The 15563-nt window shown below is 64.3% G+C and carries 15 protein-coding genes; 6 read left to right on the top strand and 9 right to left on the bottom strand.

Features of this window, described 5'->3' with window-relative positions; all coding sequences use genetic code 11:
• Positions 1–681: 681 nt before the first annotated feature.
• The 7 genes from SO139_RS42005 to SO139_RS42035 all read right to left on the bottom strand — a co-directional run bounded on the left by SO139_RS42005 (position 682) and on the right by SO139_RS42035 (position 7230).
• Positions 682–1035 carry a hypothetical protein gene (locus SO139_RS42005; RefSeq protein ID WP_449384541.1) on the bottom strand — a complete coding sequence of 118 codons (354 nt, stop codon included), beginning with the start codon at positions 1033–1035 and terminating at the stop codon, positions 682–684.
• Positions 1036–1210: 175 nt separating this feature from the next.
• Positions 1211–2311, bottom strand: coding sequence for a hypothetical protein (locus SO139_RS42010; RefSeq protein ID WP_449384540.1), 1101 nt, complete (start codon positions 2309–2311; stop codon positions 1211–1213).
• 22 nt (positions 2312–2333) lie between these two features.
• Positions 2334–2753 (bottom strand): hypothetical protein, encoded by a 420-nt coding sequence (locus SO139_RS42015; protein WP_449384539.1) that lies wholly within the window; start codon positions 2751–2753, stop codon positions 2334–2336.
• 134 nt (positions 2754–2887) lie between these two features.
• Positions 2888–3856, bottom strand: coding sequence for an alpha/beta fold hydrolase (locus SO139_RS42020; protein WP_498541875.1), 969 nt, complete (start codon positions 3854–3856; stop codon positions 2888–2890).
• Between the two features lie 197 nt (positions 3857–4053).
• Positions 4054–5484, bottom strand: coding sequence for a TolC family outer membrane protein (locus SO139_RS42025; RefSeq protein ID WP_498541876.1), 1431 nt, complete (start codon positions 5482–5484; stop codon positions 4054–4056).
• 173 nt (positions 5485–5657) lie between these two features.
• Positions 5658–6437 (bottom strand): enoyl-CoA hydratase, encoded by a 780-nt coding sequence (locus SO139_RS42030; RefSeq protein WP_449384536.1) that lies wholly within the window; start codon positions 6435–6437, stop codon positions 5658–5660.
• A gap of 136 nt (positions 6438–6573) precedes the next feature.
• The gene (locus SO139_RS42035; RefSeq protein ID WP_449384535.1) at positions 6574–7230 is read right to left on the bottom strand and encodes a hypothetical protein; all 657 of its coding nucleotides are present in this window, start codon (positions 7228–7230) and stop codon (positions 6574–6576) included.
• 297 nt (positions 7231–7527) lie between these two features.
• Here SO139_RS42035 and SO139_RS42040 point away from each other — a divergent pair, with 297 nt between their 5' ends.
• Positions 7528–8073, top strand: coding sequence for a sigma-70 family RNA polymerase sigma factor (locus SO139_RS42040; protein ID WP_449384534.1), 546 nt, complete (start codon positions 7528–7530; stop codon positions 8071–8073).
• Between the two features lies 1 nt (position 8074).
• Complete coding sequence (locus SO139_RS42045) at positions 8075–8713, top strand: NrsF family protein (RefSeq protein ID WP_449384533.1); 639 nt, start codon at positions 8075–8077, stop codon at positions 8711–8713.
• 6 nt (positions 8714–8719) lie between these two features.
• Here SO139_RS42045 and SO139_RS42050 read toward each other — a convergent pair whose 3' ends face one another.
• Together SO139_RS42050 and SO139_RS42055 are read right to left on the bottom strand one after the other, a co-directional pair.
• Positions 8720–9832 (bottom strand): DUF2336 domain-containing protein, encoded by a 1113-nt coding sequence (locus SO139_RS42050; RefSeq protein WP_449384580.1) that lies wholly within the window; start codon positions 9830–9832, stop codon positions 8720–8722.
• Between the two features lie 63 nt (positions 9833–9895).
• Positions 9896–11053, bottom strand: coding sequence for a GGDEF domain-containing protein (locus SO139_RS42055; RefSeq protein WP_449384579.1), 1158 nt, complete (start codon positions 11051–11053; stop codon positions 9896–9898).
• Positions 11054–11514: 461 nt separating this feature from the next.
• On the opposite strand from SO139_RS42055, the gene SO139_RS42060 reads away from it, so the two are divergent.
• The 4 genes from SO139_RS42060 to SO139_RS42075 all read left to right on the top strand — a co-directional run bounded on the left by SO139_RS42060 (position 11515) and on the right by SO139_RS42075 (position 15474).
• Complete coding sequence (locus SO139_RS42060; RefSeq protein ID WP_449384578.1) at positions 11515–12084, top strand: sigma-70 family RNA polymerase sigma factor; 570 nt, start codon at positions 11515–11517, stop codon at positions 12082–12084.
• Positions 12081–12779 (top strand): hypothetical protein, encoded by a 699-nt coding sequence (locus SO139_RS42065; protein WP_449384577.1) that lies wholly within the window; start codon positions 12081–12083, stop codon positions 12777–12779. Before SO139_RS42060 ends, SO139_RS42065 begins: the two co-directional genes overlap by 4 nt.
• Before the next feature lie 13 nt (positions 12780–12792).
• Positions 12793–14493 carry a S8 family serine peptidase gene (locus SO139_RS42070; RefSeq protein ID WP_498541877.1) on the top strand — a complete coding sequence of 567 codons (1701 nt, stop codon included), beginning with the start codon at positions 12793–12795 and terminating at the stop codon, positions 14491–14493.
• 483 nt (positions 14494–14976) lie between these two features.
• The gene (locus SO139_RS42075; RefSeq protein ID WP_498541878.1) at positions 14977–15474 is read left to right on the top strand and encodes a TIGR03809 family protein; all 498 of its coding nucleotides are present in this window, start codon (positions 14977–14979) and stop codon (positions 15472–15474) included.
• Positions 15475–15563 lie beyond the last annotated feature (89 nt).

A 15563-nucleotide genomic window follows, 5' to 3' on the forward strand; every position in this document is an offset into this window, starting at 1 on the left:
AGTCCTGCCAACTAGACAGACTGAATCACTGGTATCTCTGAGTCGCAACCGCGGCCTTTTTCAACGGAATCGGCCAAAACTGGACGTCAACAGGACGATGACAAAGCCATGATCGCTTGTCGGCGGCCATAGATCGATGCACTTTTATCTTTCTGTGTGGATGCTTCAGACCCGCTTCGTGATCCCGGTCACAACGCCAATAAACGATCCTGCGAGGAAAGAAGCACTAAGCATTATTAGATTGAGAACAAGCTTATCTTGACTAAATTGAAGTAAGATCCACCCAAGCAGCATGCAAATTAGCCCGCAGCCTACCGGCCAAAGCGCACGCCGCCGTACTGCGAGCCGCTGGGCCGGGCCAAGCAGCTCAGAGTTCCGCGACAGATTCCAGGCTCGGCGAAACGATAGCTCGAAACTCAAGGCTAATACGGCCAGACAGGCAGCGAAGAAGTAGTAAGACATTATCCTCGTTGCCAACTGTTACCATCTTGAAGGACGCGAGACGATAGCGTGGATTGATTGCCTCGGTCTTAAGGAGATAGCGAACAAACGGTCGTATCGGCGCACTATTCCAAGCTCGTCAACGATGTCCGCTTCGGGTCCATTCTCGCCCGACTGAGCGTAGGTTGTCCGCTGGCTCATGTCCGCTTTGCCCCGAAAGCACCGAGACCCCAGGCCGCTTCAGGTGCGCTTGGGTGCGAGCCCGTTGCAGCCGCCGGCCTGCTCGGCATCGAGCACGAGCAGGGCGCCGGCGACGTAGAGCCGGCTGACGAAATCCGCTGCATTGGATCGCGCGATGGTGACATAGGCGTTCGACGCCAGCACGCGGCCGTCGGCCTTCGCGATTGCCGCGATCGCCTGTGCCTGCGGCCCGATCACGGCCAGCGAGCGGCCGGGCGCGGTGCCGAAGGTCAAGGTAACGACGAGCGCGAGCCAGCCCGTGACGACGAGCGAGACCGCAAACGCGATCCTGCGGAGCGGCCGCGGTGTTGTCCGGCGAAAGCGTGATGGGATTAGGCTTGATTGTCGCCGCAAGGAAGGTGCGCTCCCTCCCCCGCTTGCGGGGGAGGGCTGGGGAGAGGGTGTCTCCGCAATGGACAATCCCCAAGTGGAGAGAGCCCTCACCCGGCGCTTCGCGCCGACCTCTCCCGCAAGCGGGAGAGGTGAGCAAGCCCGTGGCCCGACCGATTCAACCAGAACCCGTCGCGCTTTAATAGTCGTAGAAGTGCTCAAGGCTCGCACCCTTGGTCGTCAGCTCGCGCTTGATCTCGACGAGCCGATCGATCCTTGCCTTAAGGCCGGCCCTGCGGAAGCCGGGTTTGGCGTCCAGATCCAGTGAAAACAGCTCTGTGGTGTCGGGAATATCGAGAGCCGTCCCTTTCGGCGCGATCACTGTGATGAGGATTTCGTGATTGCCGGCGATCTCCGCCAGGCGATGACCGCCGTCGATCAGCTTGTTCAGGATCTCGCTCAGCGCCTTGTAGCGCGGCGCCTGCACGAGCTGCCAGTCCGGGGACAGCGTCCGGATCGGAGTGATGCGGGGCTCGGCGCGAAGCACGTCCTGCGGCAATGTCGCGACCACGAACATGATGTCGCGCGGCTCGTCGTCATCGCTGGCATCGAGCGCCTTCTGGATCGCTGCGGCATAGCCGATCTTGACGAAATATTCGGTGCCGAGCGCGAAGTTGCGCTCCCATGTGCGCAGATTGCTTGGCGTCGGCGTCGAGATCGCGGTCAGCCCGTTCAGCGTGTCGCTGAACGGATATTTGTACCAGGGGATGGTGTAGAGGAAGGCCGCATAGTCCTGGAGCACCGCGCGGGCGTATTCATCCTGCGGCGTGAGCTTCTCGCCCCTGATCCATTCGAAGGCGCGCCCGATCGTGTTCTCGTAGAGACCCTTGATCGCGTATTCGGCGGAGTAGCTGATGCCGATGACATAGATCATCATCTTCACGTCGAAGCGCGACTCAACACTTGCCGGGACCGCGCGGTTGATGGTGCAGAAGCTCTGCCAGAAGCCGAGGATGTGGTGCAAATAGCCGAAATGGCTTTCGCTGGACTGGTCGAGGAAGCGGCCAAAATCCTCGAAAGAATAGACGATGTACCATTCGGGGAAGGTGAAATAGGTGTTGTCGAGTGGCCGGCGATAGCCCTTCTCGCTGATCGGCGGGAGTGCCATTGCGGCCGTTGTCGTGGATGCAATGTCGGATGCGGGCTGGCAGGTGCCTTCGATATAGGCGAGCGGAACCAGGATCGCGACGGCGATCAGAGCGAGCAGCGTGAAGATGATGCGGCCAAGCTTCCTGAACATAAGCCTCTTAAACATAGGGCGCTTAAGCATGGGCCGGGTGCGTGCGCGGCGCGAGGAGATAGCCGATCAGGATGGCGAGCCCGCCAAGGCCGAGATGCGGCGCATTGGCGAAGATGCGGGTCGACAGCGGCAGGTTCAAAACGCCGTTGATGAGGATGCCGAAATCGAGATAGCCGCTGCCGGTGAGGAGGCCGAGCACACCGTCGGCGAAATAGAAGACGCCGAAGAGCTGGAAGAACAGTTCGGATGCGCGGCGCGACGTCAGCGCCGAGGCGAGCGCCCACAGCGCGGAGACGAGATGCAGGCCGTCGGCGTACCAGGTGCGGCGGAACAGGCCGAAGATCATGTCGTTCTGGTCGATGAAGGCGGGGATGTAACCGGTCAGGATCACGAAACCAAGCAGCGCGGCATAGCCAAAGGCGCACAATCGGATGACGTCCATGATTCCTCCGGTAAGTTCGAATCTCGTTCGAGTTTAGAGCGTTTTCCAGCGAAGTGGACACCGGTTCGCGTGAAGAAAACGCGTCAAAACAAGAGTCTAGAGCCCCGTTCCGATTCATCGGAACGGAAACGGCTCTAGAGTGTCCCGAGCGCCTTGAGCAGGGCATCATTGAACTGGCCGGGATCCTCGATCTGCGGAATGTGAGCGAGCCCGGGCAGCAGAGTGAGGTGCGCCTGCGGCAGGAGGGCCTTCAAATCGTACGCCTGTGCGCGCGGCGTCACGGTATCCATTTCACCCCAGAGGATCGCAATGGGCTGCTTGAGCTGAGCGTAGGCGGCGCGGTCAGCGCTCATCGCGCCGCGATCTGTACCTGTGAAATAATAGAGCCAGTCGGCAATATCCGATGTCGAGTTCTGACGCGTCAGTGGCCGCTGCAGGATCTCGACATATGCAGGCAAGGCGCGGTCCTTCCTTGCGATCAGCGATTGCAGCAGCATCTTGGTTGCGAGCGGATTGGTGACCGTCAGCGACACCAGCATTTCACGCAGCCATTTAGGACGCAGCACTGCCGGTGGATCGGACGGTTCAGCCATCAGCCCCAGCGCCGCATCGACCAAGACCAGCGCGCGGGCGCGCGCCGGAAAGCGCAGCACCAGCTCGGTCGCAGCGCCCGCGCCGAAGGAATGGCCGACGATGACCGCGGGCGTCACCTTGAGCTTCTCGAGCACGTCGCTGACGCGCTCGGCCTGGTCCTGTCGCGTGTAGCCACCTGGCCGATCCGAGAAGCCGAACGGCGGCAGGTCGAGCGCGATCACATGATAACCGCCGGCTGCGAGCGCATCGCTGGTCGCTCGCCACAATTCGCTCCAGGCCGCGGTGCCGTGAAACAGCACGACGGGGACTCCGGAAAGAGGCCCCATTTCCTGAATGAACACGTCGCCCGAGCGCGTCGTCACCCAATGCCCGCTCGACGGTGCAAGATCGGTACGGCCTGCCGTCTCGCGAAAAGCAGCCGCCAGGCGGAATGCGATGATCGCTGCGACGACCAGCAGCAAGAGGGCGCCGCACAGCTTGGCCGCACCACGAAGAATTTTGGGAATCAAATGGCCTCGCGAGATGAGTCGATAGATGTTCGACCGCTACTCTAGCGCGAGTTGATTTGCGTTGAAACGAACCGCGATCGCGGGTCGTTCAAGATGGAATTGGGCTGCTGATTTGCCCGACGCGTCAATTCCCGCGCGGCGATGCCATTCTACTTTGCATGGGGTTGTTTTCGATATTTTTGGGGAGCCTGCCGGGCTCACTGCCCCGACGGGGTGCGCAGGCCGTGCCAGGCATCGCGCACCTGCTGATAGTGCACTTCGGGCAGATAGTCGGGGGTGTTGAGGGTCAAGGTCTTGACGTCGAGGTGGCCGACGGCGCTGAGCAGCGTGTAGGAGGCGATGACGCGGTCGCGCAGCGCGCCGATCAGTCGGGCCTTGGCCTGGATCAGGTCGGCTTGCGAGTTCAGCACGTCGACGGTGGTGCGCTGTCCGCCGGCGGCCTCGCGCTGCACGCCCTGCAAGGCGACGGTCGCCGCCTTCACCTCCGACTCGGAGGCCGAGACCGCGATCTTGGCACCTTCGTTTGCAACCCAAGCGCTGGTCGCGGCGGTGCGCGCTTGGTTGCGCACCTGGTCGAGCACGAGGCGGCTTTGCGCTGACACCTCTTTGGCCTGCCGGGTTTGCGACGCGGCCTGACCGCCGTCATAGATCGGCGCGGTGACGTTGGCGACGATGGAGGCCTGGTCGGTGGCGAACGTGCCGAGCGTCTGGTCGGAGTCGCGGCTGCGGCTGGCGCTGCCCTGCACGTTGGCGCTCGGCAGCAGCGCGCCTTCGGCGACGCGGATATTGGTGGAGGCGACGTCGACGTCGAAGCCTGCCGCCATCACCGCCGGGTGCTCGCGGATCGCCATGGCGAGCGCGTCCTCGCGGCTCCGCGGCAGATAGCGGTCGACGACCTCGGCGGGCCGAAGCTGCGACGGCGGGTTGCCGATCACCTGGGCGTAAGTCGCCTGGCTGATGGCTAGCGCGACTTCGGCGGCGTTGAGATCGGAAAGCCCGCGGTTGAGGCGTGCCTCGGCCTGCGCGGTATCGGTCGGCGTGACGTCACCCGCATTCAGCCGGCGCTGGGTGACTGCGAGCGTCTCGCGCAGGAACGCGACGTTGGAGCGTTGCGCCTCGACCAGCGACTGGTTGGCGAGCACGTTGGTGTAGGCGGTCACGCCATCAAGCAGCACGCCCTGGCCGACATTGCGCAAGGCCTCGCGGCCCGACTGCACCTGAAGCTCGGCGACGCGCACGCTATTGGCGGTGCGGAAACCATTGAACAGCGTCTGCGTCACGGTGACGCCGATGGTCCAGGGCTTCAGCGTCGCGGTCTGGATCGTGTTGTCCGGAAGCAGGTTGCGTACCGATTGCAGCCCAGCGCTCAGGCTCGCCACGATCTGCGGCCGGTAGCCCGCAAGCGCCTGCGGCACGTTCTCGTCGGTGGCGCGCTGGCGCGCCCGCTCGGCATTGAGCTGCGGATTGGTCTGATAGGCTTTTGCGAGGGCGTCCGGCAGCGCTTCGGCCAGCGCGGCTGCGGGGAGGGCGCAGGAAAGCGTCAGCGCGGCCCATGTGACAAGGACATGACCCACGCCCGATCGGCGCCGCGTCATCACGCGGCCAGTTCTGGCGGCACGCCCCTTCATTTGATCCCGTAACAATCCCGGCTGTCCGCCCCTGCCGACGGCGGCCCTCTTACCTGTTTAACCAGCGCCGGTCCCGCAGGCAAACTGCCGCGGGTGAATGTCCCATGAAATCCGTGCTTGTTGCAGCTACGTCACAGGATTTTGGGGAAGGCATGGCGAGCCTTACACCAGCCTTACCGATTCTTGTTCAGCGGCTTACGCTTCTCGATGAAGGCGGCCATGCCCTCCGAGCGGTCTTCCAGCGCGAAGGTGGCGTGGAACAGGTTGCGCTCAACCTGCATGCCCTCGGCGAGCGTCGTCTCGAAGGCGCGGTTCACCGCTTCCTTGGCCATTGCGGCCGCCGGCTGCGACATCGCGGCGATCTTCTCCGCGGCCTCGATCGCCTCGTCCATCAGTCTGTCGGCGGGGACCACGCGGCTGACGAGGCCGCTTCGCTCGGCTTCCGCCGCGTCCATCATGCGGCCGGTGAGGCAGAGATCCATCGCCTTGGACTTGCCGATCGCGCGCGTCAGGCGCTGCGTGCCGCCGATCCCGGGAATGGTGCCGAGTGTGATCTCGGGCTGGCCGAATTTGGCGGTATCGGCGGCGATGATGATGTCGCACATCATCGCGAGCTCGCAGCCGCCGCCGAGCGCGTAGCCCGCGACTGCGGCGATCGTCGGCTTGCGGCAGCGCGCCACGCGGTCGCCGCCGATCGCGGCAAAATCTTCCGAGAACATGTCGATGAAGCCTTTAGGCTGCATCTCCTTGATGTCGGCACCCGCGGCGAATGCCTTCTCGCTGCCGGTGACGACGATGCAGCCGATCGCGTCATCGGCTTCGAGATCGTCGACGGCCGCGGCGATCTCGCGGAAGACGCCGAAGGACAGCGCATTGAGCATCTTCGGGCGGTTCAGCTTGATGATGCCGACCGCACCTTTGCTTTCGACGATGATGTGCTCGAACGTACTCATGCTCCACCCACGCATTTTCGATGTGAGCGGGCAATGTGCCCGCTGGCGCGGTGGGCTTCAAGAGGGCGAAGACGCCCAATGGGACGCGCGAGCCGCGCGTCCCCGGAACCGGCTCAGGTCCAAGAATCTCGAAGAATCAAGCCATGAGCATGCGCGCGGCCGAGGCCAGCGTCAGGAGCGCGCCAACGCCGATGAAGATCTTGCCGATCAGCGAACTCTGATCCCAGGCCGAGCTTTCGCTGCTCGCGGCGGCCATAGCCGGAGCCGGGCGCGGCTGCGCGTCGGTTGCGGCGACGACGGTCTTTTGCGCAGGCGGATTGTCCGGCTGCTGGGTGGCATCGCCTGGCTGATCCGACGCGGACGCCTGGCTGTCCGGTGCGGCGGTCGCTTGGTCGGCCGCCGCCTGCACGTTGTCATTGGCTCGCGACGTCATGGCGGTGGCTGCCGCGGCCGTCGGTGTATCGGCAGAGGCGAGCTGCGCATTGGCGTTGGCGACCGACGGCGGCATCGTGCTCGAAGCCGGCGCGGCGGTATCATCGGGCGCTGCGCTCGCCATGTCCTTTGCGGCGCTCTTGGCGGCTTTGTCGTCGGAGGATTTCTCCGCCGTCTTGCTGGTGTGGTGACGGGCGGAATGACGGCGGTGCTTGGCTGGCGTGACGGTCTCGGCCGATTTGCTCGCGCTGTCGGTCGTGTCCATCATGGACGACGTCGGCGCTGCCTGCGAGGCGCCGCCGACAAGCAGAAAGAGTCCCGCGGCGAGAATCAACGCTGCGCGGCCACTGGCTTCGATCATTTACGATCTCCCCAATTGCCCCCGTCCCGGAGCGCACAGAGACCCCGGGGCATGACCACAGCGGGGCAGAAAATGGGAATCTTCGGGCCTGAGCGGGCGAAACCGGGGCAATCCGGCGCGTCCGGCCGGCTTGGCGAGTGCGAGGCGAGCCGAACGGTGTTATGAGCCTCCCGGGCTTGCCGGCTAGACCGGGCCGTGGGGAAATGCGCTGCTTGCCGTAGGATCACGATTTCGTGATTAAGTCCGGCCGGTGTAACAAATTGAAAGAGCGGCCGAATTGCCGTGTGAGGGGCGCGCGTGCGCGGACGTGAGGACGAATGGACCGGCCTGATGCGGTCGGCCATGGCAGGGGATGATGCGGCGTATCATCGCCTGCTGAAGGCGATCACGCCGGTGCTGCGGGCTGCCGCCCGGCGCGGTCTCACGCGTGCCGGCCAACCTCCCGATCAAGCCGAGGATATCGTGCAGGACATTTTGCTGGCGGTGCATTTGAAGCGGCATACCTGGGACAGCGAGGCGCCCTTCGCGCCCTGGCTGTTCGCGATCGCCCGCAACAAGCTGATCGACGCGCTGAGGCGACGGGGCAGGCGGATCTTCGTCAACATCGACGATTTCGCCGAGACGCTGCCGGGCGAGGCGCCGCAGGAGACGGCCTCAGCAGGCGAGGTCGCGGCGCAGCTTGCCACGCTGCCGCAGCGCCAGCGCGACGTGCTGCAGTCGATTGCAGTCGACAGCACCTCGATCAGAGACACGGCGTCCAAGTTGTCGATGAGCGAAGGCGCGGTGCGCGTCGCGCTGCATCGGGGGCTGGCCGCGCTTACCGCCAAATTGCGGGACCGATGAGATGGATACCGATCAACTGATTCGCACGCTCGCGGCCGACAACGCGCATCGCGCGCCGAAGGTCGGCGCCGTGCTGGCGCTCTCGCTGCTGGTGGCCGCACCGCTCTCGATCCTGATCTTCGCCACTTTCCTCGGCGTGCGGCCGGACGTGATGAGCGCGATGCACAATCCGTTCTTCGACATGAAGTTCGCCGTCACCCTGTCACTCGCGATCCCCGCGATCGCGATCAGCCTGCATCTGTCGCGGCCCGAGGCCTTGATGCGCGGCTGGGGCTGGCTGCTGCTGCTCCCCGTGGCCTTGCTTGCGGTGGCGATCGGCGGCGAGATGATGATGGCGCCTGCGATGCCGATGACGATGCGTCTGGTCGGCAAGAATTCGAGGGTGTGCCTGTCGGCGATCCCCGCGATGTCGCTGCCGTTGCTGGCGGGCGCACTGTTCGGCCTGCGTCACGGCGCACCGTCGCGGCCTGCGCTTGCCGGCGCGCTTGCCGGCCTGTTATCGGCAGGTCTGGCGGCGACGCTCTATGCCTCGCACTGCACCGACGATTCGCCATTGTTCGTGGCAACCTGGTATACGCTCGCCGCCGCGCTCGTGACCGCGCTCGGCGCGCTCGTCGGATCAAAAGTGCTGAAGTACTAGCACCGGCTATGCCGGCGCCGTGCTCTGCTGCATGCGGTGAAAGCGCAGGACCTGCTGCGCGGTCGAGGTGCGCAGCGCCTCGTAGGTATCTTTCGCGCTCAACAGGTCGGTCGGATCGCCGCCGGACAGCTTGTCGCGCATCGCGATGATCGCGCGCACGCTTGACCATGACAGGCCGGCGACCTTGGCGAGGATCATCACGCCCTCGGTGCGGCTTTCGATCATCATGTTCTCGGCGATCGCGACCGGCACACCGGCGAGCGCCGCGAGCCCGGCATTGGCCTCGTCGAACTTGCTCTGTTCGGCGAAGGCTGTGACCTGGTGCTCGTTGAGACGGCCGTCCTCGAACAGCGATCTCACCAGCGCGCGCGCCATTTCGGTCTGCCGCGTCATGGTTGCCGCGCGGACGCGCTGCGCCGCCTCGTGCACCGCGCTGAGCACCGCGTCGGACTGACCGGGATTGGCGGCTTCGAGCTTCCTGCGCACGCTCAAGGAGGCCTTCGCGATCAGCTTCAGATAATGATGGCGCGGCAGGTCCGGGCGCAGGCCTACGCAGGTTGCGAGGTCGTCGTCGCGTTCGGCGCGGCCGACCAGCTCGATGAGGCTCATTTCCGTGAATTGTGCGCCTGGATTCTTGACCGTCGACTGCACCACCTCGTCATTGCCGCGCGCCACCAGCACGTCGGTGAGCGCATTGGACAGCACGCGGCGCATCGAGATGGCCTTGAGATGCGCCTGGCTCTTGCTGCGCGCGATCTCGATCAGGGTCGCCTCGTCCAGCCGCTCCGACTTCGACAGCACGGGGCCGGCGACCTCGATGACGTCGTCGAGTGCGAGCGTGCGGATAGTCATGGCAGGCGCCGTGTCGATCGGAGCGAGGCGCTCGGCGAGCAGCACCTTGGCCGAGGTCTCGATGTGGTCGATCAGGCACTGGAAGACGTCGTCGAACACGGCGATCTGGTCGTCGGAATACTCCACCGCGCCGCCGATGAAGAGATCTGTGACGCGGCGCAGAGTCTCGACCCGGCGCGCAACCGTGCCGTGGGACAGCGTCGCCTGCAATTCGTCGAGCAGGTTTTCGGAAATCTTGGGGGAGTCTTTGGCGGGTTTCGATCTCATGGCCCTGTCCTGGAGCGTTCGGTCCGGCGGTTCTTTCAGCGCCGCCGGACAAAAATGGATTGGTCAGCTGGTCGCAATGCGGTTGCGTCCTTGCGCCTTGGCGGAATAGAGCGCGCTGTCGGCGCGCGCGAGAAATGAGTCGGCATTATCGTTGTCGCGCAGCGCTGCGACGCCTGCGGAAATCGTCACTTGCATGCCGGGCGCGAACGCGCTCCAGTCGAGCTCGGCCACGATCATGCGCAAGCGGTCGAGCATGCGCATGGCGGCCTCGCCCGACGTGTCCGGCATCAGCAGCAGGAACTCCTCGCCGCCATAGCGGCCGAAACGATCGCCCGGGCGGATATTGGCGAAGATGGTGATGGCGAAGGTGCGCAGCACCTCGTCGCCGGTCGGATGGCCGTGGGCGTCGTTGATGCGCTTGAACCAGTCGAGATCGATGAGTGCGGCCGAGCAGGGCGCCTTCGCCTCCCGCGCACCGGTGATCTCCCCATCGAGCGCGCGCATGATCGAGCCGCGGTTGAGCGAGCCGGTGAGCTCGTCGAGCTCGGCGAGTTCCTCGATGCGCTGATAGGCGGCCTTCAGCTCGATGCTGCGCCGGTACAGGATCTTGCGCAACGTGCTGCCGAACAGGCCGAGGAAGGCGCACTGGCCGATCACCAGAACGAAGCACAGCATCGATGCGAGCCGCTCGAGCCGGCTCGTCACCGGCATGGCGATCGGCAGGTCGGAGATCAGGAAGACGAAGCCGAGCCCTATGGTCGCGAGCGCCCAGGTCAGCATCGCCTGCTGCGAGGTCATGCGCAGCGTGCCGAAGGCGAAGATCAGGAAGAGTACGCTGATGAAGGCGACCCCGATCGTTGGCACCGCCAGCAGGAAGATGAGCTGGAGCGCCATATGCGCCGAGATCTGAAAGACGGTGAGGTAGTGGTCCCGGTAACGCTCGCCGACGCCGGCCTCCGACAGTACGGCGAAGCTGCCGATGATCATCAGCCCGCCGAGCCAGAACATCGACGGCACGATCATCGAGACCGCGCCGCTATAGGCGTAGAGCAACAGCACCGACGCGCCGAGCGAGTAGCTCACGGTCTGGCCGATATACATCTGGCGCCGCTGCCGCATGCGGCGCGCGACGACCTCCGGCGTGGCCTGGTCGGGAGACAGGACGAGATCCGCGACTTCTGCGGCATTCCGCTCTGGGATGGATGTCGCGGCCGCGCTCATGAACCTGCCACTGGTGAATGTCAGTCCAAAAATCTACGTGGCAAGCCTTTAGGTTTGGTATCCTTGCGGTGCGAATCCGAGCCCTCGGCCCGGGTAAGTGCCTTGATCCGACACGGAAATTAGCAAGCGATTAGGGATTGCCGGCGATAGGCCTGAGAATCGGCCTCGAATAAGGTCAACGGTAAGGTCCAGAGATACTATCAATTGGCCGGCGAATGCGCTGCATAAGGCTTCGTTATGGTTCGAGGCTTGGTAAGATCGGGCCGCGCCTGCGGGCGCTCCGCAAGGAAAAGTCATAGTATTATGCTACCGTTTTTAGCGACCCCCCAAGAGCTGCAAGAATACGCGCGTATGTGGGGTACATCACACACGTACCCGTACGACTGCGGTAACTTGAAGAATCTTGCTCCGCCCGTCGAACCGCCTGCCGTTTCGACCCGACCAACTTTGCGAGACGGCCTTTGAGCGTGACACAGGCGGCTTCGGACGAGGTCCTGATCGCCCGGATCGCTCAAGGCGACCGGCTCGCTATGCAGGTGCTGTACGGGCGGCACCATGTCAGGGTCTATCGCTTCGGGCTCAGGCTCGTGCGCGATGAGCAGGTCGCTGAGGACCTGATCAGTGAGGTGTTTCTCGACGTCTGGCGTCAGGCCGGAAAGTTCGAGGGCCGATCCGCTGTTTCCACCTGGCTGCTGGCAATCACCCGATTCAAGGCCCTGTCTGCGCTTCGGCGCAGGAAGGATCTTGAGTTGGACGAAGAGGCCGCCAACGCGATCGAGGACACGTCCGACGATCCGGAAACGGCGGTGCAGAAGAAGGATACCAGTGAAGCGTTGCGAGAGTGTTTGACGGCACTGTCGCCGGAACATCGGGAAATCGTCGATCTCGTCTACTACCACGAGAAATCCGTGGAAGAGGTGGCCGGAATCGTTGGAATACCGGAGAACACCGTGAAGACGCGCTTGTTCTATGCGCGCAAGAAACTGGCCGAGCTGCTCAAGGTAGCCGGTGTTGAACGAGGCTGGCCATGATGGCATTGAGCAAGAAGATGCTGGAGCAAGAGCCCAGTGAAATTGAGATGCTGCTGCCATGGCATGCTGCCGGCACGCTGAACCCGCGTGACGCACGCCGGGTCGAGGACGCGCTCGCCCGCGATCCTGAATTGGCCAAGCAATACGCCGGGATCCGGGCCGAATATGAAGAGACAATCCATCTCAACGAGAGCCTCGGTGCTCCGTCGGCCCGCGCGATGCAGAAGCTGTTCACCGCGATCGACGCGGAGCCCGCGCGCGAGCCCAGAGCGCTGTCGCTCTCGACACGCATCTCCACGTTCTTCGCGAGCCTGTCGCCGCGCACGCTCGCCTGGTCGGCGAGCCTTGGCGCGATCGCGCTGCTGCTCCAGGCTGGTGTCATCGGTGCCGTGCTGGTGAACAACCAGAGCTCGACCTTCCAGACTGCCTCCCTCTCTACGGACGCTCCGATCACGCGCGAGCTCGGGGCCTCGTCCGCGGCGTCGGCGCATGCGCTGGTGCGGTTCACGCCGGACGCGCGGATCGCCGACATCACCACGCTGCTCGACAGCTATCAGGCCTCGATCGTCGACGGTGCCAAGGGCGGCATGTTCCGCCTCCAGTTCAACAAGGCGATGAACAACGACGAGCTGGCCTCGCTGCTCAGCAGGATGCAGCGCGAGAAGATCGTCAACCTCGCCGTGGCAGCGCCCTAAGCGCCCGAGGGACATGCAGCGTAAGTCCGAAAGCGTGTCGAGAGCGGGCGCCTGCGTTTCGTCGGTAGGCGCAATTCTCTTGCTTGGTGCCTTCGGCAGCGGGATCGCGCACGCGCAGGCGATCATGCGCACGCCGACAATCAGCATTCCCTCTCGCGTGCCGACCGTCAGCCCGACGGTGACGGGGCGCGGCAGCCCTGTCGTCACCGGGCGGGCGGTAACCAGCGTCGATCGCGGACCCAGGGTCGTGCCTCGGCTGACCGCGCGCATGGCCCATACGGCTGTGCTGCCATATGTGCGCTATTCGCCCAATCTCTATCCGGCTTGTAGCGCGCCCAATCGCGACGCCGACGGCGAATGCCTGGATCAGACGAATACGGCCGGCGGCGGTTCGGGGAAATCTGGCAAGAAGGGCGCTGGGAATTCCGGCCGCAATACGGTGCAGGCGGGCACCACGTCGCGCAATTTCCCCAATGAGTTCGTGGCCGAGCTCGACAGCAACCTTTCGACCGCCGATGCCGACGCGCTTGCGCGCAGCCACGGCCTGACCCGCATCGCGTCGGAGAGCTTTCCGCTGATCGGCGCCACCATCGGGCTGTTCCGCATCACCGATGGCCGGCCCTATGACACCGCGCGCCGCGAGTTCGCCGCTGCGAACGGTGTACGCTCGGTGCAGCCGAATTTCCGCTACATGCTCCAGGACCAGAAGGCGGGGGTGCCGGCGGAAGGCGATTCCGCGCAATATGCGCTGGCAAAGCTCCGCCTGCCGGAGGCGCATATGCTGGTGCATGGCGCGAACGTCACGGTCGCGGTGATCGATTCCGGGATCGACACCAGCCATCCCGAGCTTGCCGACTCGATCGCCGACAATTTCGACGCGCTCGGCAGCAAGGAAGGGCCGCACGTCCACGGTACGGGCATTGCCGGTGCGATCGTGTCGCATGCACGTCTGATGGGCAGCGCGCCCGAGGCGCGCATCATCGCGATCCGCGCCTTTGGCGGCACCACGGGCGGCGCCGAGAGCTCGTCCTATGTGATCCTGCGCTCGCTCAACTATGCCGCCGAGCACGGCGCGCAGATCGTCAATATGAGCTTTGCTGGTCCGAAGGACGCGGTGATCGAGCGCGCCATCGCGGCGACTGCCGCGCGCGGGTTGGTGATGATTGCGGCGGCCGGCAATGCCGGCGCGAAATCTCCGCCGCTCTATCCCGCCGCCAATCCCAACGTGATCGCGGTCAGCGCGACCGATGCGCAGGACAAGCTGTTCTCCGCCTCCAATCGCGGCAGCCACATCGCACTCGCCGCGCCCGGCGTCGACATCTTCCTTCCGGCGCCGGATGGCAAATACCAGATGACGTCGGGGACCTCGTTCTCGGCGGCCTATGTCTCCGGCGTCGCCGCGCTGCTTCTGGAGCGCAACTACGCTTTGAAGCCGGAAGCGCTGCGCCTGACGCTCGCAAAGACCGCCCGCGACCTGGGAACGCCGGGTCGCGACGATCTGTTCGGCGACGGCGAGGCCGATGCTTACGCCGCGGTCACGGCGGTTGCCGTCGATGGTGCGACGCCGGTTGCGGCGGTGCCGGGAACAACAAAACGTGAAGATGCGTCGGAACGTCGCGACGAGCCGGGAACGCGCGCGCTGGAGCAACCCTCGCTTTCCAATGCCGGGGATAAATCCACGCTTTCTCAAGCGGATAGACCTGCCGCGCGATAGCTGACAGCGAGCGCGCGCGGACTGCGAAGGTCAAAAAATCACACGGCGGGTTTTGAACGTTCGGCCCTGTGCCACGACCAAATGATGTGGGAGCGGTCATCCCTCCCCATCAGTCATATCAGGCGCGAGCGCCCATCCACCCCAAGCGCCCATATGGCTTGACCCGTCCGGTTGTCCCCCCGGACGGGTCTTTTCTTTTTGGAGCTCTCGATCGTCGAAGCGCGCTTCCTTCATCTCCGGGTTGAGTGAGTTCGGATGATCGTTTGCGAATCGTCCCACGCATTGCGCTGCAAGACCGCCATGCTTGTGCGGGGCTTGACGACGAAAGCCTGCGAAATCTCCGCACCATTACGGAATCTGGCACCGAAATTTGCGTCGTCGCTGGACAAGTCAAAACTTTTCCACAAAATAATCCCGTCACGTCTAAATTGATTCGTCTGCGTTGCGTCCCGCGTCCGTAGTTCTCTCCTGACGGGCTGGTATATGACACATCGCCAAGGCGTGGCTCGCGGCCGCGACATCGCGGAGCGCTGGTGCGCACTCGCTGAGCAGCGGCTGGAACATCTCACCGAAATGTTCGAGACCGGACGCTGGCGCCGCTATCACTCCGAAGTCGCCTTTCTCGAAAACATCCAGGAAGCCAAGCGCGCCGTGCAGACCTGGCGGGCGCTCGCCGACGGCGCTGACGTGCCCGCGATGAGCCCCGTCGGGACGTTCGCATTGGGCTGGTCGCCAGCGGCCCTGTCGCGCGAGACGGTGCGGCGCGAGCGCGCCCAGACCGTGCAGCCGAAGGCCGTCCACATCGCACCGGAGATGGTCGTGCCAGTCGGCCTCACCGGTATGCCCGAACGGCTCGTCGAGATCGCCGAACCCTCGATCGCCCCCGAACTGCCGTCCGCACCCCCCGAACGCGTGGTTGAATTCACCTTCAGCCTCGACGGCATCGAAGCGAAATATCCGCTGCTGCGGAATGCGTTTTAGGGCCGCATCCTCCGTCATTGCGAGCGCAGCGAAGATTCCATGGGGAGTGGATAGCGACCGGGTCTGAGGCCAGACTGAGGTTGCTGAAT

The organism is Bradyrhizobium sp. UFLA05-89, from assembly GCF_059803475.1.

What these genes read in the sequence shown, in the direction of transcription:
- SO139_RS42025 (WP_498541876.1), bottom strand. Translation starts at nt 5,484, where the DNA reads ATGAAGGGGCGTGCCGCCAGAACTGGCCGCGTGATGACGCGGCGCCGA.
- SO139_RS42065 (WP_449384577.1), top strand. Translation starts at nt 12,081, where the DNA reads ATGATGGCATTGAGCAAGAAGATGCTGGAGCAAGAGCCCAGTGAAATT.
- SO139_RS42055 (WP_449384579.1), bottom strand. Translation starts at nt 11,053, where the DNA reads ATGAGCGCGGCCGCGACATCCATCCCAGAGCGGAATGCCGCAGAAGTC.
- SO139_RS42045 (WP_449384533.1), top strand. Translation starts at nt 8,075, where the DNA reads ATGGATACCGATCAACTGATTCGCACGCTCGCGGCCGACAACGCGCAT.
- SO139_RS42010 (WP_449384540.1), bottom strand. Translation starts at nt 2,311, where the DNA reads ATGTTCAGGAAGCTTGGCCGCATCATCTTCACGCTGCTCGCTCTGATC.
- SO139_RS42075 (WP_498541878.1), top strand. Translation starts at nt 14,977, where the DNA reads ATGACACATCGCCAAGGCGTGGCTCGCGGCCGCGACATCGCGGAGCGC.
- SO139_RS42035 (WP_449384535.1), bottom strand. Translation starts at nt 7,230, where the DNA reads ATGATCGAAGCCAGTGGCCGCGCAGCGTTGATTCTCGCCGCGGGACTC.
- SO139_RS42015 (WP_449384539.1), bottom strand. Translation starts at nt 2,753, where the DNA reads ATGGACGTCATCCGATTGTGCGCCTTTGGCTATGCCGCGCTGCTTGGT.
- SO139_RS42030 (WP_449384536.1), bottom strand. Translation starts at nt 6,437, where the DNA reads ATGAGTACGTTCGAGCACATCATCGTCGAAAGCAAAGGTGCGGTCGGC.
- SO139_RS42070 (WP_498541877.1), top strand. Translation starts at nt 12,793, where the DNA reads ATGCAGCGTAAGTCCGAAAGCGTGTCGAGAGCGGGCGCCTGCGTTTCG.
- SO139_RS42050 (WP_449384580.1), bottom strand. Translation starts at nt 9,832, where the DNA reads ATGAGATCGAAACCCGCCAAAGACTCCCCCAAGATTTCCGAAAACCTG.